General features: G+C 56.4%; 22 protein-coding genes. 13 read left to right on the top strand and 9 right to left on the bottom strand.

Going from position 1 to position 22,812, the window contains the following annotated elements; genetic code table 11:
• From TX82_RS08000 to TX82_RS07985, 4 genes are all read right to left on the bottom strand, one after another.
• Window positions 1-625: DHH family phosphoesterase (locus tag TX82_RS08000; RefSeq protein WP_042250889.1), on the bottom strand; the 625-nt coding region annotated here is incomplete at its 3' end.
• Window positions 626-676: 51 nt separating this feature from the next.
• Window positions 677-1,147: a protein-disulfide reductase DsbD domain-containing protein gene (locus TX82_RS07995; RefSeq protein ID WP_005009154.1), complete on the bottom strand. Its 471-nt coding sequence runs from the start codon at window positions 1,145-1,147 to the stop codon at window positions 677-679.
• Window positions 1,148-1,285: 138 nt separating this feature from the next.
• On the bottom strand, window positions 1,286-2,281 hold the full coding sequence (locus TX82_RS07990) for a DsbA family protein (RefSeq protein WP_005009152.1): 996 nt from the start codon (window positions 2,279-2,281) through the stop codon (window positions 1,286-1,288).
• A gap of 292 nt (window positions 2,282-2,573) precedes the next feature.
• The gene (locus TX82_RS07985; protein ID WP_005009150.1) at window positions 2,574-3,485 is read right to left on the bottom strand and encodes an Mrp/NBP35 family ATP-binding protein; all 912 of its coding nucleotides are present in this window, start codon (window positions 3,483-3,485) and stop codon (window positions 2,574-2,576) included.
• A 436-nt stretch (window positions 3,486-3,921) separates the two neighbouring features.
• Here TX82_RS07985 and TX82_RS07980 point away from each other — a divergent pair, with 436 nt between their 5' ends.
• Window positions 3,922-4,338 carry a DUF4399 domain-containing protein gene (locus TX82_RS07980; protein WP_005009149.1) on the top strand — a complete coding sequence of 139 codons (417 nt, stop codon included), beginning with the start codon at window positions 3,922-3,924 and terminating at the stop codon, window positions 4,336-4,338.
• Between the two features lie 190 nt (window positions 4,339-4,528).
• Window positions 4,529-5,893: a tetratricopeptide repeat protein gene (locus TX82_RS07975; RefSeq protein ID WP_005009141.1), complete on the top strand. Its 1,365-nt coding sequence runs from the start codon at window positions 4,529-4,531 to the stop codon at window positions 5,891-5,893.
• A gap of 9 nt (window positions 5,894-5,902) precedes the next feature.
• Here TX82_RS07975 and TX82_RS07970 read toward each other — a convergent pair whose 3' ends face one another.
• Window positions 5,903-6,823, bottom strand: a complete 921-nt coding sequence (locus TX82_RS07970) for a M28 family peptidase (RefSeq protein WP_005009140.1) — start codon at window positions 6,821-6,823, stop codon at window positions 5,903-5,905.
• 14 nt (window positions 6,824-6,837) lie between these two features.
• The gene (locus tag TX82_RS07965) at window positions 6,838-7,269 is read right to left on the bottom strand and encodes an NUDIX domain-containing protein (protein WP_005009139.1); all 432 of its coding nucleotides are present in this window, start codon (window positions 7,267-7,269) and stop codon (window positions 6,838-6,840) included.
• A 260-nt stretch (window positions 7,270-7,529) separates the two neighbouring features.
• On the opposite strand from TX82_RS07965, the gene flgM reads away from it, so the two are divergent.
• On the top strand, window positions 7,530-7,859 hold the full coding sequence (gene flgM / locus TX82_RS07960; protein ID WP_005009137.1) for a flagellar biosynthesis anti-sigma factor FlgM: 330 nt from the start codon (window positions 7,530-7,532) through the stop codon (window positions 7,857-7,859).
• A 181-nt stretch (window positions 7,860-8,040) separates the two neighbouring features.
• Window positions 8,041-8,268, top strand: a complete 228-nt coding sequence (rpmB, locus tag TX82_RS07955; protein WP_005009135.1) for a 50S ribosomal protein L28 — start codon at window positions 8,041-8,043, stop codon at window positions 8,266-8,268.
• A 23-nt stretch (window positions 8,269-8,291) separates the two neighbouring features.
• Here rpmB and TX82_RS07950 read toward each other — a convergent pair whose 3' ends face one another.
• Window positions 8,292-10,505, bottom strand: coding sequence for a RelA/SpoT family protein (locus TX82_RS07950; protein WP_005009133.1), 2,214 nt, complete (start codon window positions 10,503-10,505; stop codon window positions 8,292-8,294).
• Between the two features lie 186 nt (window positions 10,506-10,691).
• On the opposite strand from TX82_RS07950, the gene recG reads away from it, so the two are divergent.
• The 4 genes from recG (at window position 10,692) to TX82_RS07930 (ending at window position 17,031) form a co-directional block, all read left to right on the top strand.
• Window positions 10,692-12,827, top strand: coding sequence for an ATP-dependent DNA helicase RecG (recG, locus tag TX82_RS07945; protein WP_042252181.1), 2,136 nt, complete (start codon window positions 10,692-10,694; stop codon window positions 12,825-12,827).
• 87 nt (window positions 12,828-12,914) lie between these two features.
• Complete coding sequence (locus TX82_RS07940; RefSeq protein ID WP_005009129.1) at window positions 12,915-13,286, top strand: NusG domain II-containing protein; 372 nt, start codon at window positions 12,915-12,917, stop codon at window positions 13,284-13,286.
• A gap of 15 nt (window positions 13,287-13,301) precedes the next feature.
• The gene (locus TX82_RS07935) at window positions 13,302-15,494 is read left to right on the top strand and encodes a M1 family metallopeptidase (RefSeq protein ID WP_005009126.1); all 2,193 of its coding nucleotides are present in this window, start codon (window positions 13,302-13,304) and stop codon (window positions 15,492-15,494) included.
• A 106-nt stretch (window positions 15,495-15,600) separates the two neighbouring features.
• A complete protein-coding gene (locus tag TX82_RS07930; RefSeq protein ID WP_005009124.1) occupies window positions 15,601-17,031 on the top strand; it encodes an esterase/lipase family protein in 1,431 nt (476 codons plus the stop codon).
• A gap of 21 nt (window positions 17,032-17,052) precedes the next feature.
• On the opposite strand, the gene TX82_RS07925 is transcribed toward TX82_RS07930, so the two are convergent.
• Together TX82_RS07925 and TX82_RS07920 are read right to left on the bottom strand one after the other, a co-directional pair.
• Window positions 17,053-17,928, bottom strand: coding sequence for a radical SAM family protein (locus tag TX82_RS07925; RefSeq protein WP_005009121.1), 876 nt, complete (start codon window positions 17,926-17,928; stop codon window positions 17,053-17,055).
• A gap of 39 nt (window positions 17,929-17,967) precedes the next feature.
• Window positions 17,968-18,462, bottom strand: coding sequence for a hypothetical protein (locus TX82_RS07920; protein WP_005009117.1), 495 nt, complete (start codon window positions 18,460-18,462; stop codon window positions 17,968-17,970).
• 179 nt (window positions 18,463-18,641) lie between these two features.
• Between TX82_RS07920 and TX82_RS15200 the strand changes: the two genes are divergently transcribed.
• The 5 genes from TX82_RS15200 to TX82_RS16725 all read left to right on the top strand — a co-directional run.
• The gene (locus TX82_RS15200; RefSeq protein WP_187291938.1) at window positions 18,642-20,561 is read left to right on the top strand and encodes a GAF domain-containing sensor histidine kinase; all 1,920 of its coding nucleotides are present in this window, start codon (window positions 18,642-18,644) and stop codon (window positions 20,559-20,561) included.
• A 17-nt stretch (window positions 20,562-20,578) separates the two neighbouring features.
• The gene (locus TX82_RS07910) at window positions 20,579-21,235 is read left to right on the top strand and encodes a response regulator (protein WP_005009109.1); all 657 of its coding nucleotides are present in this window, start codon (window positions 20,579-20,581) and stop codon (window positions 21,233-21,235) included.
• Window positions 21,236-21,577: 342 nt separating this feature from the next.
• Window positions 21,578-21,979, top strand: a complete 402-nt coding sequence (locus tag TX82_RS07905; RefSeq protein WP_005009105.1) for a hypothetical protein — start codon at window positions 21,578-21,580, stop codon at window positions 21,977-21,979.
• 113 nt (window positions 21,980-22,092) lie between these two features.
• Complete coding sequence (locus TX82_RS07900) at window positions 22,093-22,533, top strand: hypothetical protein (RefSeq protein ID WP_005009102.1); 441 nt, start codon at window positions 22,093-22,095, stop codon at window positions 22,531-22,533.
• 192 nt (window positions 22,534-22,725) lie between these two features.
• Window positions 22,726-22,812 (top strand): glutamate--tRNA ligase family protein (locus TX82_RS16725; protein ID WP_042250879.1); only part of this gene is annotated, 87 nt, incomplete at its 3' end.

Raw genomic sequence — 22,812 nt, 5'->3', positions numbered from 1 at the left:
CCCCGTTGTACGTGTTCACTTCCAAACTTTGGCTCAGGGCCTTCATCACATCCCGTTGTTCCTGATTCAGCCGCCCCTCAACGAACTGCGAAACGGCCTGCAGGTCCGCGCCCAGCTTCACCATCTGCCCGACCGCGTAAAAATCTTCCGGCGTGGTGGACGACGACACCAGAGAATGCGTGTCCTGGTAGATACCGAGGATCATGAGCGTCGCCTCAAATTCCGTCAGCGCGATCCCCCTTTCGGCCAGTTCTTCGCACAGGATGGTGGCGGAGGACCCCCGGTTGCGCACCACTGCCTTGTCGGCACGCAGGGGTTTGGCCATATCGAGGTGGTGATCGTAGACGTGGACTTCGACGTCTTTTCTATCGAGGAGGGCTTTGAAGGGACCGATTCGGTCTGCATCCTGCGTGTCGACCACGATCAGGCGCGTGACCCGGTCGAGGTCCACGTCCTTCGCGCGCGTGAACTGGAAGGGGTTGCCAAACGCGCGCAGGTAGTCCTGTACGGGGTTCTCGACCGAAGACGAGAACACCATGTGTGCGCCGGGATACAGTTTCTGGGTGGCAACCATCGCCGCCACACAGTCAAAGTCCGCGCTGATATGCGTGGTGATGATTTCCATGGGGCGGCCGTGACCGAAAACAAAAGAACCCGGGACGGGTCCGGGGTTTCGTCATTCTTTCGCTTTCACTATAACATGAAACGCAAAGGGACGGTCCTGAGGAAGGGCGCAGACCTTGTTGTCACAGATTCGGTAGGTGAGGGTGCCCTGCACCACATGCGTTCCGGTTGTGAGGTCTTCCGGCACCGATAGCGTGTGTGAAAACTCGGCCCGGTGACTGTGCACCTTCACCCAGCGGCCGAGCGCCTCATCCTTGACCAGCGTGGGCGGCGTTTCCGCCCAGTCCCCCACCGCGTCAAATGAACTTTGCTTGATCTTGAGACGTGTGGCGACCGTCGGATCTTCTCCGTTGGCCTGCATGGAATAGAAATGCCAGCCTTTCTTCGGCACCGCCACAACAAAAATTTTAAAAGTCTCCCCGGGCTGCACCACGTCCTTTTCCGCCATGGCGTGGACATCGATCTGAATCTGCTCGGCTCGATCTTTTAAAAATTCCTGGACGGGTTTGAACCCGCAAAGCATCAGCAGGCAAACAGTGCAGAAAATCGAAACCGCGCAAGGAATTCGACTTCCATGGAGAGACTCGTCTGAGTTTTGGAAATGAGAGCGCATCGTGAACGTTGGGGTCGCCGTGCACCCGGAAAGACGGACGAATGAGTGTTAGTTTTTAGAGAGCTGGATGTATTTTTCGATGGTGCGGACAAACTGTTCGCTGGAAACGGCGCCGGAAAACATCTCGCCGTGGATGGTGGATTCGGTGAAATTGTATGTACCGATGATGAAGGTGGGTGTTCCCTGAATTCCGATTTCGATACCCTGACGGAAATCCCTTTCCACCCGGTCCCTAAAACGGCCTTCCACCATGCAGGCTTTGAAGTCCTTCAGATTGTCCACACCCACGTCCTGTGCCGTGCGGATCAGGGCATCTTCACTCTTGAACGCCTGCGGATCCTTGTATACCGCCGACTGATATTCCCAGAAACGTCCCTGTGCCCGTGCGCATTCCACGGCTTCGGCTATGGCGAAGGCTTCCTTGTGCAGGGGAAAGTGACGGTAACCGAACTGCACCGTGTCGCCATACGTCTGGCGCAGGTGGTTCAACGTCGTCTGCACTTTTTTGCAGAACGGGCACAGAAAGTCCGAATACTCCATGAGGAACACCTTGCGCGGTTCCTTTTGATCGGGCTTGAACCACAGCATGGCCGTGCCAATGCCCGCAACCAGTTTGAAGTCGTTCGGCGCCTCGAAGTAATCCTTCACCCATCCCTTGTTCACGGCGAACTCGTAACGCTGATTCAACTCTTTCAGATAGGCATCCTGGCGCAGGCGTTCCAAATAATTGCGGATCATGTTCTGCACCGCGGCGGAGTTCAGGCCTTCGAGATCATCCAATCCCATCTCTTCCTGATACATGCGGATGATGTCTTCGCGATTGATACGCGCCGCACGGATTTCCAGAATTTCGGGATGTTCGTCCTGCAACAGTTCGATGGTCTTCTGCTTGAGCAGGATGCTCTGCATGCTGTGCAGACGTTGCATCATGTCCTGGATCTGTGGATTTTTAAGATCATCGAGGCGGATGTCGTGTTCACCCACTTCAGCAACTCGGGGATTGTTGTGAAAGTTGGGGACATCGGGCTGGGTTTCTTCAGCCATCGGGCCGTGAGTCCAAAACAGAACCAGAATCCAGGGAAGGGCGAGAACCAACGAATTTTTACTGAAGAGCGCATATCATTTCTTGAATCAATTGCAGGGGAAGGAGATGAATCTGGAAGGTCCGTCCCCATAACGTGAACTTCCGCCTGTTCTTCATTATCCATCAATCGCAAGAGCAATCGCAAATGGATTGTCGGCTCCCTTTTTTCGCACCGTACCGAAAAAAAGCGGATAAAACAAAACAGGGGCCGAAGCCCCTGTTTCGGATTCACATCTTATGGTATCGCGGTTTTCAACTGGCTTTCAAGGCATCTTCGGGGTTGAGAAATTTGTGCGTGTTTTCCGCCAGGTTGAGAAACGCCTTGGTGACTTTCGAGTCCGGCTTGGCAAGAACGATGGGGTCACCGGTATCCGAACGCTCCGCCACTTCGGCATCCAGTGGAATGCTTCCCAGATAGGGCAGGACGAGTTCCTCCGCCAGTTTCTGGCCGCCTCCCTTACGAAACACATCCACCTCGCCTTCGCAGTGCGGGCAGACCAGGGTGCTCATGTTCTCGATGATGCCGACGATGGGCACGTTGCTGTCGCGGGCGAACGAGATCATTTTTCGAGCGTCGAGCAGGGCCAGGTCCTGCGGGGTGGTGACGACCACGCATCCATCCACTTCGCCGATGAAGTCGATGATGGTGATCTGTTCGTTGCCGGTGCCCGGAGGCAGGTCGATCAGCAGGTAGTCCAGTTCGCCCCAGTTGATGTTGCCCAGCAGTTCAATGATGAAATCGTATTTCACCGCATCCCGCCAGGCGATGTGCATGTTGGGGTCTTCGATCAGGAAACCGAGCGAGGCCACCTTGAGGCCGTTCTTGGTTTCGTAGGGTGAAATACCGTCGTCATGAGCCCGCAGGCGCACGGATTCGGCATTGATCAGTTTCGGGATGTTGGGTCCGTGCAGGTCGGCATCGGCGAGGCCCACTTTGAACCCTTTTTCCGCCAGCGCGATGGCGAGGTTGGTGGTCACCGTGCTTTTGCCCACCCCACCCTTGTTGCTGCCGACGATGATCTTATATTTGATCGCGTTCATCCGGTCATTGACCAGCCATCGGTTGTGCTCGTTGTGGTCCGCCTTACAGTCGTTGTCGTTGTTGTACTCACACATCTCGCAGGTGTGAAGCAGGCGGCACTCTCCTGTTACCGGTAATTCCATTAAAACCTCCCAAACGTGTGGACGGGCGGGGAGCGGGGCTCCCTGCGCGGGAAAACGTCTCAAAACATTGAATTATGCTGAAAGTATATAATCTTTTTGGAAACAGGAAAAGAGATAAAACCGGGACGGTTTGGGAATTTATGATAAGCCCATCCCGTTTTTTCTGGTCAATTCCGGCAATCTTTGGAATGATTACGAAACCATTTGAGTTGATTTTGATCTAAATGCAGACATACGGGTTGTACCCCAGCCCGGAAAATCCCCGCTCCCGGGGGTTTTCACCATTCCACACAACTCTTTTGGTATTTCATTTGCCGAACTTTCGGCCGGATCGGTTTCCGGGGGGGAAAGCCAGCCGCCACGGCGGGTTTCAGCCGGGCCGGTCCTGCAATCACAATCACCAATAGACTTGGTAGATAGAAAAGGAGAGGATTAAATGAGCAAGCTGTTTTTCAAGTTGCATGTCACATTGCTGAGCCTTCTGGTCCTGACGGCGGGCACCGCCCTGGCGGGAACCCGCGCCATCGCCATCAGCGAGCCGTCCAACGGCGCCACGGTGCAGAACCCGGTAAAAGTGTGCCTGGTCACGCACAACGTCACCGTGGAACCCGCCAAAAAGGGGGTCAATGACGGCAAAGGGCATCACCACATTCTGGTGGATGCCGATCTTCCCAAAGACCTGAGCCAGCCCATCGGCAAAGACGCCCAGCATATCCACATGGGTGATGGTTCCACCTGCAAGGAGATCCGTCTGGAGCCGGGCATGCATGTCATCCGGGGCTTGTTCGCCCAGGGAAATCATGTTCCGTACAATCCTCCGATCACCGCGACGGTGATTGTCAACGTTCAGTAACAATTTCATCCCCCATGCCCGCCACCTCACCAGGGGTTGCGGGCATGGGGGTGTTTTGTTTCTGCTCCCTTCCTCCTGAAATCGGTTGTAATCGCTATTCCCAGCCGATACAATTTATTCATTCAAGTTGGGTTTTCAAACCTTTAGTCAGCCACCAAACGCCGCTTATCGAGCGGCAGACCGGTCTTCTATGCGTTCAATTTCCCGACCCGTTTCATTCCTGCTCACGGCATGTTTTGCGGTATTGCTCTGCCTGTTCACCGTGGCCCAAACCGCTGCGTACGAGGTCAATCGCAATGCCGTCGTCATGTTGATAGCCAAAAACGAACAGGGCGAGACGGTGTCCACGGGCAGTGGGTTCATTGTGCGGCCAAACGGCACCGTGCTCACCAACTACCATGTCCTCCTCGACGCAGCCAGCATGAGCGCGGTGTTCCCGGACGGAACCCAGGTGGGCGTGACAGGCGTGCTGAACGTGGACCGTCTGCGCGATGTTGCGGCGCTGAAACTGGAAGGCGACCTGTATTCCACCCTTGAGATCGGCGATTCCAACGGCCTGAAAACCTTCGATTACCTGAGTGCCCTGGGCTACCCTTCACACGCGGTGGAAATGGTGGAACAGGGTCTGCACGGGGTCCTGGTGCAAACCTACGGCTTTGTGCTGGGCGTGCATCCGCAGGCCCTTCCGGATCACCCTTTCATTTATGCCACCACCCCGTTTGAGCCTGGGTTCAGCGGCGGACCGGTGGTGAACCTGGACAATCAGGTGGTCGGCATCGCCACGCTGGAAGGCCGTGCGCTCAACCTCGCCGTGCCCATCGACTTCGTCAAACCCTTCCTGCAGGACAACCGGCTTCTGAGTTTCGATGAATTGCGCGAGCGCGACAAGAACATTAAGGAGGTGTTGTACTACCGGGGAAACTTCACCCTGTACGCGCTGGGCGATGCGGAAGCAGCGATCGGCCTGTTTGAAAAAACGTTGACGATCGATCCCGGTTTCGTGCCCGCCCGTTATGATCTCGCGGTGGCGTATCGCGGACTGGGGCAGATGGATGCCGCCATTGCCGAATACGAAAAAGCGCTCAAACTCAATCCGCGGTTTCCGGAGGCGCTGTCCAACCTGGGCGGTCAGTATTTTCGCCGGGGAGACGTGAACAAGGCCATCGAAAAATTCCGCGAGGCCATCCACATCCACCCAAACTTCATTCAGGCCCTATCCAATCTGGGGGCGGCGCTCAACAAGAAAGAACGCTACGAGGAAGCCGTGCCGTTCCTCAAGCGCGCCTTGTCGCTGGATCCGGAATTCGGTGTCGCGCACTTCAACATCGGTAACGCCCATTATGGTCTCGGTCAATGGGACGAGGCGATCAGCGCGTATCACACCGCCTTGGGCATGGGCGTCGATTTCCTCTCTCTTCACTGGAGCCTGCACGACATCCATTCCAGAAAGGGCGACAGGGAGAAAGCCAAGCGCGAACTGCGCATCATCCTGCAGATCGATCCGCAGAACGAAGACGCCCGCAACAAGCTGGAAGCCCTCGACTCCCGGCCCTGAACCCTCGCTTCACACCCGCCTGACCGTTTCCAGCACCACCCGGAACACCGCCAGCATGCTGTCCGCGGAACATTTGTCCAGCGTGTCTTCCAGAGTATGCCAGTGCGGGTAATCGAAATCGATCAACAGCACGGAGGGGATTTTCATGTAGATGAAAGGCAGGTGATCGTCGCGTACGGAATAGCGGAGCATGGGAACAAACTGGTCCACACCCAGTTCCTTGGCCGTGTCGAACACGAATTCAATGAAACTCGGCGAGCTTCGGAAGGAATACTGCTCTTTAAAAATCTTGAGGTTTTTCTGCGCCACCATGTCCACCACCAGCACCCGTGCAGGCCATGTGGACTTGTCTTCCTTTTTCAATTGCTCGGCGTAGTAGCTCGATCCCAGAAAATACTCATCGGACCCCTTCCGCCCCCAATCTTCTCCGTCGAAGAAAACGAGCTGGACCGTGCGTTCCGGCGGGTTTTCATGAAAATACTGCGCCATCGCCAAAAGCACCGCGGTTCCGGACCCCCCATCGTTGGCCCCCACAATGGGCCGCGCTTCTTTTTGGGAATTGGATTCCTCGTCGGCAAAAGGACGTGTGTCGTAATGCGCACCCAACAGGATGGGCGGCTTGTCTCCCGTGCCCTTGAAGGTGAGTTCGTAATTGTAAAGCGGCAGTTCTTCCGCATAACCCACACGCGCCACAAAGGCCTGCTCCTTCCATGAATCGGCATAGCGCTCCGCTACATTCCTGATGTAAGCCCGGGTTTTTGCGTGCCCCTCGCTGCCGGGATAACGGGGACCAAGATCGCACAACGCCGTCAGGTGATCCCATAAAATGGAGCGGTATTTTTGAACGGGATCGGATTCACCCGGAAGCCGGGCGGGCAGAATGGCCATTATCAGCATGAAAAATCCCCCCACCCAAAGCGATCGCCGCATACCATGCCTCGGGATCAGGAAGGTTCGGAACCGGCCGGGTGAGAGGTACCCCAGCGGTTGGACAGGTAATCCCGCAGAATCTCCGCGTGGTCGAACGCCAATTCTTCCGGAAGGCGGTCATGCGGAAACAAGGCGCAGTTTCGTGCGTCATCGGCGGCTTTGGGCTCCCCTTCCGCACGGGCCAGAAATACCGTTGAAATGCAGTGCACGCGGGGATCGCGGTCTGGGCGGGAATAGCTGTGGAACTGGCCCAGCAGGCGGACATCCAGCTGGATTTCCTCCCGGGCCTCACGGATGGCGGCGCTTTCCAGCGACTCTCCGTAATCGACAAATCCACCAGGCAGGGCCCACCCATGGGGCGGGTTTTTACGCTCAATCAGGACAATCCCCCGGTTTTCGACTTCGATGATCAAATCCACCGCCACGGCTGGTTTTTTATAACTCATTGAAACTCGCAGCTATAAACAAACTTCCCGGCCCTCCGGAATAATTTCGGCATATCGTAATGAAGGCTTCCGATCCGGGTCGTGCCTTGACAACCCTTTATAATACAGATATCTTGAATGAACAAAAGGGTTTTCTCCCAACCTCTCAAAAAAAGCCCTTAAGTTTATTCACCGGATACCGATAATTAAACTGCGGGGCAAAACAACACGCAGGCAGTCCCCGGAAAACAACTCAAAAATTCTGGAAAGCGCAGATTATCATGGAAATCCAGGGCGACGATTTCAAAATCCGAAACAAGGTATCCCCAGAGAAGGTGAAGGGACCCAATGTCAAGAGCAACCCGACGGATCCCACATCCACCTCCTCCTCCCGTGCTTCCACCGGCGGGGGAGAACAGATTGCCTTCTCCGCTAAAGCGCAAACCATCCAGAAAGCTCTGGATGTGGCCAAGACTTCTCCCGACGTGCGGACTGAAAAGGTCAACCGGATTAAATCCGAAGTGGATAATGGCACGTTCCATGTGGACAGCGAGGTGCTGGCCGAAAGCATTTTGAAGGAAATCCTGACCGAGTCGAAGTTTCTGGAATAAGCCCCAACTTGTCCTCGTTTTAAAGCCCGGCCGCCAAGCCGGGCTTTTTTTGTGTCCCGGGCGTCAGGATGAGGAAAATCCGGGCCACCTCCCTGTTTTTTGGAATCTTCCCCTTGCCGTTCTCCGGGGCCTGTGGTAACTTACCCTCTTCTATTTAACGGCTGTAAATCAGGAGCATGGTATGTCCAAGCGATGTGAAATCTGTGACAAGGGTCCCTTGGTCGGAAACAACGTGAGCCACGCCAATAACAAGACGCGGCGCCGGTGGATTCCCAATCTCAAGAAACTGCGTGTGGTACATAAAGGCGCGGTTAAAACGATGAAGGTGTGTACCCGTTGCCTGAAAGCGGGCAAGGTAATGAAGGTTCCGGCCAGCAAACGGCCTGCCCAGACGGCTGCCACCGGCTGAACGACGGGAAGACCCCTTCCCGTCTAGTTTTGCTTCCCGATTTCCCCCACTTTGTGATTTTTGTCTGCTCCCTTTTTTTTGAATTCCTTCACGCGCTCCGCGTGAATCACGCCCTTCGTCTTTTTCAGCGCCTCCAGTATTTTCTTGAGGTGGCTGAGGTCAAAGATCTCCACATCCAGCTCGAAAAACGCACGCTTGTGCGTCGCCTGCACCACATTCGCACGGGTGATGTTGACATCCAGTGACGCAAGCAAACTGCTGATGGTGGCAAGCAATCCGGGCTGGTCCTCCCCCACGATGGCAAGAGGCGTCTGAAACGGCGTCTTGTGCACGGTATCCCATTCCACTTCGATCATGCGCTCGGTTTCGTTGGTCAGGGCCTCGACGCTGGGGCACTCCTTATGATGCACGGAGATACCGCGGCCCCGGGTGATGTAACCGATGATGGGGTCGCCGGGAACCGGGTTGCAACACTTGCCGATACGGATCATCATCTGGTCGCCGAAGTTCTTGACCTTGATGCCGATGTCCTTTTCTTTCGACGAAGGTTTGCGCGCCACCTTGACGGTGGTGGATTTTTTGCGGTATTCCTCCAGCGTTTCCTTGGGCAGAAGTTTTTCCACAACCTGGTGCGCCGGAAGTTTGCCGAATCCGATGGCCGTGAACAGGCTGTCCAGCGTGTTGTAGCCACAAGCGTGCGCGGCCTCGTCCAGCGCCTTGCCTTTTAACAGGTCTCCCGTTGCCGACCCGTATTTGCGCACTTCCGCCTCCAGAATTTCCCGCCCCAGTTCCAGGCTCTGCTGGCGTTCGCGGCTGTTGATGTAGTTGGAAATCTTGTTGCGGGCTTTGGAAGTTTTGACAAAACCCAGCCAGTCGCGGCTGGGGTGGCGTTGCTGGGAGGTGAGAATTTCTATGCGGTCGCCGTTTTTCAGTTTGTAACGGAGCGGCACCATCTTGCCGTTGACCTTCGCACCCAGGCAATGATTGCCGATGTCGGTGTGCACCTGATAAGCGAAATCGACCGGTGTCGCGCCGCGAGGCAGGGCGATGACATCCCCCTCCGGCGTGAACACGTACACTTCCTGAAAAAACAGGTCGACCTTGAAGGAACTCAAAAAATCCTTCGGGTTCTTGATTTCCTTCTGGTCTTCCAGCAGGCGCCGCACCCAGCTTAAATGGTCGTCGAGGTTCTTCGCCAGACCGCCGCCGTCCTTGTACTGCCAGTGCGCGGCGATGCCCTCCTCCGCCACGCGGTGCATCTCTTTGGTGCGTATCTGCACCTCCACCCGCTGGCCGTTGGGACCGTTCACCGTCGTATGCAGGGACTGGTACATGTTCGGCTTGGGCATGGCGATGTAGTCCTTGAACTTGCCGGGAATCGGCCGCCACAACGAATGCACCAGCCCCAGGACGGCATAGCAGTCTTTCACGCTGTGGGTGATGACGCGCACGCCGATGAGGTCGTACACATCCTCCAGATCGATCTGCTGGGTCACCATCTTTCTGTAGATGCTGTAGTAATGTTTGGAACGCCCGGTGATGACCCCATCCAGATCGGCGGACTTGAGTTCCTTCTCCAATAGGGTGTACACGTTTTTCACCAGCTGGTCGCGTTCCTCCTGCCCCTTGTGCATGCGGTTGACGATGGCCTGGTACTGTTCGGGATGCAGGTATTTGAACGACCCGTCCTCCAGCTCGGCCTTGAGCCAGCCGATGCCCAGGCGGTTGGCCAGCGCCGCGTATATGTCCAGCGTCTCGCGGGCAATGCGTTTCTGACGAGAGGGGTCGAGGGAACCCAGTGTGCGCAGGTTGTGGGCGCGGTCTGCCAGCTTGATCATCACCACGCGGATGTCCCGCGCCATGGCAAGGATCATTTTGCGGTAGTTCTCCGCCTGCTTTTCCTCGTGGCTGGAAAACTCGATCTCGCCGATCTTCGTCACTCCGTCCACCAGTCCATAAATTTCGTCGCCGAACAACTCGCGGATCTCGTCGGCGGTGGCCAGGGTGTCTTCAATGGTGTCGTGCAGGAGGCCGGCGGCGACGGTACGCTCGTCCATCTTCAGCCGCGTCAGGTTGTAGGCGACTTCGACCGGATGTGACAGGTATGCCTCGCCGGAACGGCGGCTCTGCCCGCGGTGGGCCTTGGCGGAATAAATGTATGCGTCGAGAATGATGTCCACGTTGGCCGTGGAATGGTAGGCCTGGACGGCTTCTGTGATTTCGCTGAGTTTACGCATACACGGTTGAGATTCTCCGGGCGGGAACCCCTACAAAGAGCTTATAATCATTGTCTTTACATTTATTTAAGATACTTCCGGCGTGGGGTCCAGTCAATTATCATTTATAAGGAACCCTTTTCATAAGGTACGATGCCGCAAAAGCCGGGCCCGCTCCTCCAACAAACTCAGAACCGCATTATCCCGATGGCCGAGAACAAATCCGCACCTCCAAAACCGTCGCTTGCCGACTCCATCCAGTACGTGAAGGGCGTCGGGCCCAAGCGGGCGGGATTGCTGGAAAAACTGGGGATCGCCTGCGTCGAGGACGCCCTCGCCCTCCTGCCTCACCGCTACGAGGACCGAAGCCGGGTGCAGACCATCGGCGAGATCCGCCCCGGCGAGTTCGCCACCTTCCGCGCCACCATCCTGAACGCCGGGACGATAAGGCTGGGGCGACGGCGTAAGGTGTTCGAGGTCATCTTCGAGGACGACACCGGCACCCTGCGCGGCAAGTGGTTCCAGTTCCGCGAACCTTATATGAAGGAGCGTTTCGCCATCGGCCGCACCTGCATCGTTTCAGGCAAGGCGAAAGACAACACTTACCTCGGCGCGGGACTTGAGATCGTCCACCCGGATGTCGAGATCACCGAAGAGGACGCCCCGGCGACGCTGGAGATCGGGCGCATCGTTCCGGTGTACCCGGCCACCGAGGGCCTGCACCAGAAATCGCTGCGCACCATCATGAAAACCCTGGTCGACCGCTACGCGCCTCTGCTGGAGGAATACCTGCCCGCCGACGTGATGAAACGCAACAAACTGACCCCGCGCGTGCAGGCCTACCAGGACACGCACTTTCCGCCGCCCGGCACGCGCGCCGATCACCTGCACCTGTTCCGCACGCGGCAACAGGTGCGGCTGGTGTTCGAGGAGCTGTTTCTCCTGCAGGTCGGCCTCGCTTTCAAACGCAAACACGCCTGGCAGGAGGTGCCCGGCCGTGCGCTCATCACCCGCGGCGAACTCATCCATCGCTTCGTCAAACTCCTGCAATTCGAATACACCGGCGCCCAGAAACGGACACTGGGCGAAATCATGGACGACCTCGAAAAACCACGCCCCATGCACCGCCTTCTGCACGGCGACGTGGGAAGCGGCAAAACCCTGGTCGCCCTGACCACGCTCCTCACCGCCGTGGACAACAATTTACAGGGAGCGATGATGGCGCCGACGGAACTGCTTGCCGAACAGCATTACCTGAACCTTTTGCCTTACTGCAACAAGCTGGGAGTGAAACTCGACCTCCTCACCAGTGCCCTGCCCGCCGCAGAGAAGCAGGCGGTCCAGGAGCGAATCCGCACAGGCGAAACGCAGATCGCCGTCGGCACCCACGCACTCATTCAAAAGGATGTGGACTTCCACGACCTCGGCCTGGTGGTGATCGACGAGCAGCACCGTTTCGGCGTCCTGCAACGCGAGGCCATTGGCAAAAAGGGGACGGCGCCGCACGTGCTCATCATGACCGCCACCCCCATTCCGCGTTCGCTGGCACTCACGCTGTACGGCGACATGGACGTGTCGATCCTGGACGAGATGCCCCCCGGCCGCCAGCCCATCGCCACCCGCAGTTACGATGCCAAACACCGCGACGGCGCGTATCAACTTTTGCATGAAGAAATCAAACAGGGGCGGCAGGCGTATGTGGTGTGTCCGTTGATCGAGGAATCGGAGGCGATGCCGCTCAAGACAGCGCAGGAAGTTCACGCCGACCTCGAACAGCGCTTTTCCGACCTCAGGCTCGCGCTCATTCACGGCAAGCTGAAAAAAGAAGAGCGGCAGGCCATCATGACCGCGTTCAACGAAGGGAGAGTGGACATTCTGGTCGCCACCACGGTGATCGAAGTCGGCATCGACGTGCCCAACGCAACGATGATGCTGATCGAACACGCCGAACGCTTCGGACTCGCCCAACTGCACCAATTGAGAGGACGGGTGGGACGCGGCGGCCACGCCTCGCACTGCCTGCTGGTCACCTATCCTCCCCTGTCGGAAGACGCGGAGGCGCGCATCGACGCCATGCTGAAATCCAGCGACGGCTTCATCATCGCCGAGCAGGATCTGAAAATCCGCGGTCCGGGCGACTTCCTCGGCACGCGGCAGGCGGGCATGCCGACGCTCCGCTTCGCCGACCTGGTGCGCGACTTGCGCATGATCCAGACCACGCGCAAGGAAGCCTTCGCGCTGATCGACCGCGATCCCTGGCTGAAAGACCCCGGCCACCAGCCGCTTCGTCAAACCCTCGAGGACAAACTGGGTGGACGGCTGAACCTGCTCAATATTCTTTAAAAGACGCAAAGCCCCCCCTTTCTCGCGGTTTTCCCCCGGCCCGGCCCGTGATACACTTAAACGGACTAACCGGAAAAATACCGAATCATGTTGAAACCGACCCGCGCCGACAAAATTCTCATCGCCTGCCTGTTCGCGGCCAACCTCGCCCTGTTTTCGGGGATCGACTACACCCGCACCGCCGGAGACTGGGTGGTCATCGAGGTCAGCCAGAAGGAGGTGAAGCGCCTTCCGCTCAAGGTAAACCAGCTCGTCCACGTGGAAGGACCGCTGGGGGAGACGGAAGTGCAGATTCAGGACGGCAAGGCGCGCATCCTGAAATCGCCGTGCAGTCGAAAGCTGTGCATCAAGTCCGGCTACATTCATTACGCCGACCGCATCGCCGCGTGCCTGCCGAACCGCGTGGTGGTGCGCATTCTCGGAAGCACCTACCGGGGCATCGACGCCGTGGTGTCCTGATCCTGATTCTTATAAATGAAACGTCTTCTCACTTTCACCCTCATTCTGGTCTGCCTTACGGCAAGCGTTTCCGCATTCGCCCAGTCGTTCCACCGCCCCATCAATCACAAACTGTCGGTGACGCTCGACCCGGATCGGCATCACGCCCAGATCGAAGACACCCTAACCCTTTACCCCAACTCGCTGTCCGGTGAATCGCTGACGTTCACGTTGCACGCCGCGTACAACATCATAAAAGTAGAAATTCCGCACCAGGGTGAATGGAAGACCGAGGTGACGAAGGTCGAGGACGCCGCCGGGGACCTGCCGCCGCGCCAGCACATCGTCATCCAAAAGCCGGATGGAAAAAAGTGGCCGGATTTTCTGCAGGTGCTGTTCCGTTACGAAGGGCGATACCATGACCCCCTGCGCCCGGAAAGCGATTCAGGGAGGGAGGCCGTGCCCGGCGAAGAGAGTGAAAAAGACACGGGGATTTTTCTTTCTTCCGAGAGTTATTTTTATCCGCGGCTGGAAAACAAGTCGGGCGAGTCGCTCATGACTTTCGCGCTCGGCGTGGCGACGCCCCGCGACCTGAAAGTCATCAGCCAGGGCAAGCGCATCCGAGAGACCACGCACAACGGTCCGCGCCACACGCTGTGGCAGTGCGACGACCCGATGCAGGAAATCTACATCGTCGCCGACCGTTACATCGAATACAAGGACCGCTACGAAGACGTCACCCTCTACGCCTTCCTGCGCTCGCCGGATGAAGCGCTGGCGCAGAAGTATCTCGACGCGGCGAAAAGTTACATCCGCTTTTACGACCGCCTGCTTGGCGAATACCCGTTCGTCAAGTTTGCGCTGGTGGAGAACTCGGTGCAGACCGGCTACGGCATGCCCTCATTCACCCTGCTGGGTTCACGCATCATCCGCTTCCCGTTCATCCTGCACACGTCCTTCCCGCATGAGATCCTGCACAACTGGTGGGGCAACGGGGTGTATGTGGATGCGAGCGGCGGCAACTGGTCGGAGGGCCTCACCGCCTACCTCGCCGATCACCTTCTGCAACAGTTGGACGGACACGGCCCCGACTACCGCTTTCAGCAGTTGATCAAGTATTTGAACTACGTCAATACAAGCAACGAAATTCCCATTGCGAAATTCATGTCGCGGCACAGCATGGCATCGCAGGCCATCGGTTACGGCAAACTACTGATGGTGCTCAATATGCTGAGACTGGAGGTGGGCGACAAGATATTCCTGGAAGCGCTGGCGGATTTTTATTTCACGCAACGCTTTCACCGCGCCGGATTCGAACACCTGCGCGCGCATTTCGAGTTGTACCACGGGAGAAGGCTCGACACCTTTTTCCGCCAGTGGATCGAGGAAAAAGGCGCGCCGGAGCTGGAACTCACCAACACCACGGTAGAACCGTTTCCCGACGCCTACCGCCTGACGCTGGAGATCAAACAAAAACAGACCCGCCCCTTGTTCGCGTTTCAACTGCCGGTAGCGGTGTGGTACGAAGGCGCCGACCAACCGAAGATCGAACTGGTGTCGATCGACCCTCAACCGGTGCAACACGTCAACGTGTTCGTGGACGACGAACCAAAAGCTGTCATGCTCGATCCGTATTACGACGTGTTCCGCAAACTCGACCGCAGGGAAGTGCCCGCCAGCATCGGCCAGACCTATGGCGACGGCAAGGCTGTGGCCGTGATGCCGAGCGTGTCGTCGCGGGACCTCATCGAAGGCTTTCATGCGTTCGCCACATCGGTGGACAACCTGTCCGACATGGTGCTCGACCAGGTGTACGATTTCGACAACAACACCGCTGCCTGGGTGTTCGGCCGGCACAACCTGAAAGCGCAGGCCCTGCTACCCAAACTTGCCGAATACGGGGTTCATCCCGGCGAACTCGGCATCACCGTGAACGGCAAACTGTATATGTATGAAGAGAACAGCTTTATATTTACCGTTCCCAACCCTGAAAACCCGGAGCACTCCGTGACGTGGGTGGTCCCGCACACCGCCTCCGTGATTCCGGGCCTCATGCGCAAGCTGCCGCACTACGGCAAGTATGGGTACCTCGTGTTCTCCGGTTTCGCCCCCGACAACCAGGAAAAAGGCGTGTGGCCCGGCGACCGCAGCGCCCTGATGAATACCTTCGTTACAGGCGACTACACCCTGCCGCCGCGCCCGCCGCTCACCCCCACCCGGCCGGAATGACCGCACGGGCCAACTAAATTTGGCCGCCGCCGGTTCCTGAAGTATAATTTCCGCATTCCAATGTAAAGCGCCTCACCGTTTCAACCGTTCCGGAAAGGACTCCACCATGGCCAAAGACACCACCCTCATCATCCACGGCTGGAGCGACTGCTCCAACTCGTTCAAAAAACTCAAGCAGTTTTTGATCGACAACAAGGTCGGTACGGTGCAAACCATCCTCTACGCCGATTACGAATCGCGCGAGGACAACATCACCTTCAACGACGTGGTGGACGGACTGAACGACCAGATGATTGCAAACGGCCTCATCGACGCCGACGGCAACAAGCTGAAAGACGTGAACGTGATCGTGCATTCCACGGGGGGACTGGTGATCCGCCACTGGATCTGGCAGTACTACCATGACCGCATCGAGCAGTGCCCGGTGAAGCGTCTGGTCATGCTGGCCCCGGCGAACTTCGGGTCGCCGCTGGCGCACCGCGGCAAATCCTTCATGGGAAGCCTGTTCAAAGGAAGGTGGAAGATCGGGGACATGCTGGAAGTCGGGCGCAATCTGTTGAACGGCCTGGAACTGGCCAGCCCCTACCAGTGGGACCTGGCACATGAAGACGTGCTACGGGATGAGCCGTACTACAACCGCAAACAGATTCAGACCACCATCCTCGTCGGTTTGAAAGACTACGAAGGCCTGCGCGGCTGGGTGAACAAACCGGGCACCGACGGCACCGTGGTCATCGCCGGCACCTCTCTCGACACCGCCAAGCTGGTGCTCGACTTTTCCCATTCCGGCAAGGACCCGGCCAGACAGCACCACGACTGGGCGTACCAGAATCCGCCGGACGATTTCGGCTTCGGCGTGATCGCGGGCGTGGATCACGGCTCCATCGTCGAGCCCACCTCGCCCAAGACCGGAGACAAGGGAATGGTCGGCGGACTCATCCTGCGCGCCCTCACCACCAAAACACCCAAGGATTTCGAAAAACTGATCAACGACCTGGAGCAGTATACGGAAAGCTGTTACCAGAAAACCCAAAAGCCGCGCTTCCAACAATTTGTTCTGCACGCGGTGGACGACCTGGGCGATTCCATCAAGGATTTCACGGTGGAGTTTTTCATCTTCCGTCCGCACCGCCTGTCGAAGAAAGGACTGGCCGACGACTCCAAAATGGACAAACTGGAAAAGGACCTGAGCCAGGAAGTCCACGAAATCCTGACCGCCAATTTCCACACCAACCAGACGGACACCAGCTTCCGGCGGTTCCTGGTGGACCTGGAGGAAATCCGCGCATTCATGAACAAAGCGGAAGAACAACTGGGAGCCAGGCCCGCGCTCAGCATGCGCGTGCACGTCCCCAAAGTGGACGACGGGATTCAATACGAGAACAAGGACCTCGAGAACATCGTCATTCACGACACCAGCGGCACATTGAAGCCGCCGAAGAATTTTTTCTACGAGAACACGACGACATTCATCGAACTGCGCGTCAACCGGTTCAACAACTACGTGCACATCGGCGTGAAACCGCGCAAACACTGAGGACGGAACCACGAGGAGGAATCAACTCCCCGGGGAAGGCAGGGTCCGGTGGTATATTCCGGCAAACCCTTGGGACGAGATACCGACCGGCAGGTAGCGAGCAGCAATGGCCGCAATGTGGTCTCGGTATCCCTTAAATATGGAGTCCGGATTCACCCGCGCCATGGCGGCGGGAAGAGGGGTTTTCACTGTCCGGGCCCCGTCCGGTGTGCCGTCACCTTCAATGAAATGATCGATCACCACCCCCACGATTCCCGTCTTTGCCAGATTCTTGAAAAACGCATCCGGGTCGCTTACAGGATATACGGGTGCCATGCAGGCCACCGCATCGATGCCCGCATCCGACAACTCCCGCAACAGACGAATGCGGTCTTCCAGTCTGGATGGAGGCGGCGGCATTCCGGGCAGACGCTCGGTATCGCCTTCTATGGATACATGCACGCGAAGCCGGAAAAGTTGCGACAGCGCCTGAACGCGTGCGAGGTCTTCGCGGATGCCTGTGGTGTGCGTTTGCAGGATCAATTCATCCGGCGGCTCATCGAGAAAAGCATCCAATAGCGACCGGGTGATGCGGTATGTTTTTTCCACAGCCTGCCAGGGTTCGGTGGAACTGGAAAGGAAGATGGAGAACGGTTGCGAACGTTTGTGCGCCCACCTGCGTTCGGCACCGACGGTGCGGCAGTACACCTCAGCCGCGTTGATTTTGACATCGACGAACCCGCCCCATTCGCGTCCCCGGGTCAGCCACGGATTGAACCGCACGTAGCACGCCTCGCCACAGGCCGATTTGCCCAGCCCGCAGCCGGTGTAGGGATTGAGCGAGTGCGAGCACACGACCTTCAGGTAACCGGTCGTGCGGGTCAGGATGGACCGGCATTCCACTTTCGAAATCTGCATGGGCCTCGCACTCCGTTTGCCGGGGTGGAAACAAATCGATCAGTTCGGCTTATCGCCCTCCCACCATTTGCCCCATTTGACGGATGAGATGTTCTGGCTGAACTGCGGAGCCGCGTGGAAATAGATTTCCACGCCACCGGACTTATCATCGGCGGGGCGGGTCACCCATTTGTTTTCCGGAAGCAGATCCAGGTTGATCAACCACACTTTGCGGTTGTCGGTTTTGCGGATCACAAGAAAGCCACGATCCTTGCGGTACTCAAAAAGCCCGAACAGGGTCACCGTTTTTCCCGACTCTCCCTGCAGGGTCAGCGTGTAGCGCCCCTGGCACCAGTAGTCGCGAAAGCCTCTCATGCTGGATACGTCGTTTCCCGATTCGACATCATACAATCCCTGACAGTCGATCTTCCTTGCATCCTCAATTTCGAACAACGGTTCTTTATAGAGAACGAGTTCGCCGAGTTGTTCATGGGCGGAAGCGGAAGCGGAAAATACCCACAAAACCAAAATCAGAAAAATGCATTTTGTCTTCATGGCCCCACGGTGTCCTTGCAAGAGTTGGCAATACTATTAAAAGACTACCCCAAATAATATGAATGGACCAAAGAAAACCGTTTTTCGTGCAGATAAGTTTTACGGAGGTATTGCAAATTGATTATAATGCAAGCTTTGCAATCAATCCCACAGACCTACCCCTAATTGGGTACCAAAAAGTGGAACCACGACCCGAATTCGTAAAGTTATTGTGGGGCATTCTTGCCGCCTTTTTGTTCGTCATCGACCTGCTTTTGCCGGAAGGGACGATCGACGGTTTCTTTTATGTGATTCTGGTTCTTGCGGCACTGCGAATCCGCCACAAAAACTTTCTGATCATGGCCACCCTGCTGGCCACTATGTTGAACATGATCGGTTTTTACCTTGCGCTGGACGGCCCCAACCTTTATCAGGAACTCCTGGACAGGTTGGGCTCCACCCTGACCATCTGGGTTGCGGGTTGGCTGTGCCTTGTGCAACAAAAGTCGGAAGACCATGCTTATCAGTTGTTGCAACGGCAAGGGTCGTTTGTGCAGCTGCACAAGGACATCGCCGTCGCTTCCAACGAAACCCGGGCTGTGGAGGAAACCCTGCAGTATTGCCTGCGGAGAATCTGTCATCAGGCGGGGTGGCCTGTGGGTCATTTGTATCTGGTCAATTCCCCCGCCAACCCGAATCTGGTCTCCACTACGACCTGGCACCTGGAAAACCCGGAACAGTTTCAAACGTTTCGTTCCGTCTCCGAAGGCACCGTTTTCGATTCGGGAATCGGGCTTCCCGGTCGCGTGCTCGCCAACGGCAAACCCGCCTGGATTATTGACGTCAACAAGGATCCCAACTTCCCGCGCGCGCGGTTGTCCCCCAACATCGGTGTCAAGGCGGGGTTTGCGTTTCCCATCCTGATTGGCAACGAGGTGGCTGGCATTATGGAATTTTTCTCGCCACGTGCGGAACCTCCGAACGATGACATGCTGGAAGTCATGGGCCACATCGGCACCTTGCTGGGCCGCGTTCTGGAGCGCAAGCGGGCCGAGGACGAACAGGAACAACTGCTTCATTTTTTGAAGGAACGCGTCAACGAGCAGACATGCCTTTACAATGTCGCCAACCTGATCGCCAATGCCAAAACCATCCGCGAGGTGTTCAACAACCTGCAGTCCTACGTGGCCTCGGCCTGGCAATACCCGGAAATCACCCGCGTCAAGGTGGTTTTTGGTGAGGAAGCGTTCGCTCCGCCGGATTTCCGGGAAACGCCGTGGACCATGTCCGCACCGCTCACCATCCACGGCGTTCAGCAGGGGTCGCTCGTGGTCTGCTACCTGGAGGAAAGACCGGATTCGGAGGAAGGCCCTTTTGTCAAGGAAGAGCGCCGGCTTCTGGACGGGCTGGCGTATTTGCTGAGCGTCGCAGCGCAACGCAAGCTTGCAGAAGAGGAAATCGAACGTTCACGCCAGCAGTTGCGCAACCTCTACAACAAACTGGAAACGGTCCGCGAGGAAGAACGATCGCGCATCGCGCGCGAGATCCACGACGAGATGGCGCAGGTGCTGACCACAATGAAACTGGAGGTGGCGCGGCTGTGCAAGAAGCTGGAAATCAGCCACCCGGACCTCAAGGAAAACGCAGAGACGGTGATCGAGTTGATCGACCAGACCATCCCGACGGTCAAGCAGTTGATCCACGACCTGCGCCCACCGATCCTCGATCACTTTGGACTGGAGGAAGCCATCTCGTGGCAGGGCCAGGAGTTCGAAAGGTTGACGGGCATTCAATTTGAATTCGATTGCGACAGCGAACCTGAAAACCTGGACAAGGAACGATCCACCACATTGTTTCGTATTTTCCAGGAAACGCTCACCAACGTCGCGCGGCATTCCAAGGCGGAGAATGTGAGCGTGAAACTGAATGATGAAAATGGTATGGTATCATTGCATGTTCAGGATGATGGGGTGGGTATCACCCAGGACAGGCTGAAAAACGGCCATTCCCTTGGTATTCTGGGCATGCAGGAACGGGCACGGGTCTGGGGGGGCTCCGTGAATTTTGTAAGCAAACCCAACGAGGGTACGTTGGTAACCATCAACATCAGCAGGAACTAATCTAGGAGTTATCAATAATGACAACTGAAGTTCTGACCTCCAAGAAAAAGATCAGAATTCTGATCGCAGATGATCACCCCCTGTTTCGCCGTGGACTCAAAAACGCGTTTTCGGAAACGCCCGACATCGAAATCATCGCGGAAGCGGACAATGGGAATGATGTTCTGGACAAAATCCGTGACCAGGAATTGAGCCTGGTGATCCTGGATATTTCCATGCCGGGTAAAGACGGCCTGGAGGTCGTGAAGCAAATCAAGACGGAATATCCCAAACTGCCCATCCTCATCATGAGCGTGTACCCGGAAAACCAGTACGCGGTGCGCTTCATCAAGGCCGGCGCGGCGGGATACCTCACCAAGGAAAGCGCTCTCGACACTCTGCTCCACGCGGTGCGCAAGGTGTCCCAGGGTGGCAAATTCGCCAGCCCGGAAATCACCGAACGACTTGCTTTCGATTTCCTCGAAACCAACAAACCGCTGCACGAAACACTGTCGGATCGCGAATACCAGGTGTTCCTCATGATTGCGCGTGGCAAATCGTTGACAGAGATCGCCAACGAATTATCGTTGAGTGTGAAGACCATCAGCACGCATCGGTCCCGTATTCTGGAAAAAATGAAAATGAAAAAGAATGCGGAACTGATTCATTACGCAATCAATTACAGCCTCATTTAACTAAAATGCGGTAACATAATTCCCGCCTCCGGGTTTTGCGACCAGAAAACCCCAACCTTTCCTTTCACTCTCCTAAATCGAAAAAATACGACAGTAGATAAGAATAAGACCCGCTCTGCCTTACCCTAAAAAAGCTTCACTGAATTCTACTTTGAGTAGGTTATTTTCCTACAATAAAAATAGACATGCGCTGATAGTTAACCTTCCCGCCTTTTATTAAACTCCACCTTACTTGGAATCTCAGTATTGGGCATAACAATCACTTTGCTCTTTTCGACATTGCGTTTCTCTAAATTCAGGTAATGAGATTCTGACTGACGCAATCCGAAGGAAAGGAAAATTGTGAACCCGTTTCCCAGAAAAGTCCTGCTTGCCGCCCTCGTCACTGCGGCCGCATTTCTCACCACTACCATTCCGGCCGATGCGGAAACTTACCTCCTCCGCACCATTTCCCTGACCACCGTTGAAGGGGAAGCTTCCGAGTACACCTATCATGTCCCAGCCGGTAAATCGGTGCGTGTTCAAAACGATTTGGACCGGGTGATCCACAATACTTCCATTGCGCGGGTCAACCCGGATAAAAATATGGTACGTGTTCAGGCTTTCCAGCCCGGCCAGTCCATGGACCTGGAATTCACCGCCCAGGGAACCTATCGGATCTGTTACGAATGGAAACCGAAACACGCCACCGTTTTCCAACAGTCTTGTGTTCGTGTCAACGTGGTCAAGCTCCAGTCCACGTAAGAATTCCTGAAGCTACAGCGGGGAGCAAAATTTTGTTTTTAGGAAAGTTTCTATTTGATCATCTTAATGTTTCATTTTTATTATCCTCACATCACGATGAAAGGAGCCGAGGAATGAAAAAGATTTCTTTGCTGACTGCTCTGTGCGTTGTTGCCTTCAGCGGCACGGCGTTCGCCGGAACCATCAAACCGGGTGAATCCACGTCCTGCAACGACGCCAAACAAATCACGGTAGAAGTAGACACCATCCCGAACAAATCTGCTGGTGAGTTCGGCCACACCGCCAACGATCGCGGCACCGCGAGCCTGGTGGTATGGAAGTCCTCCAACGCCACCACCGTGCCTCTGACCTTGGGCCCGAACGACAGCAACAAGTCGTTGACCACCACGGACAAGGGCAAGGTTGGTATCAAGCCGATGGGCGAAATGGGCCGCAACAAGGTTGTGCTGACCAGCCAGCCGGCATTCAGCCGCGGTGACTCCATTGGTGACATCAGCGGTCTGGTACGGTTCACCAACACCGGCACCAACACCGTAAAGGTTACCTGTCAGTAATCAACAAATCAGGACCCCTGTGGGAGTAACATTCGAGCTCTAACCGTTACAGCGGACACTCCCTTACCCAAGGAAACAGCCGGCACGCCCCTGCCGGCTGTTTTTTTGTGCCCTCATCTTGGCAACCCCCGCCTGTTTGGTGTAAAACTGTTCTTCACATTCCAACCGCCTTAACCGAGGACCCCGAACTCCATGACCGACACCCAGAAAATCCGCGTCCGTTTCGCGCCCAGCCCCACCGGCACCCTGCACATCAGCGGCGTGCGCACCGCCCTGTTC

This window comes from Nitrospina gracilis 3/211, assembly GCF_000341545.2.
GTDB classification, from domain to species: Bacteria; Nitrospinota; Nitrospinia; order Nitrospinales; family Nitrospinaceae; genus Nitrospina; species Nitrospina gracilis.
This window is presented reverse-complemented; position numbering and strand designations above follow the sequence as displayed.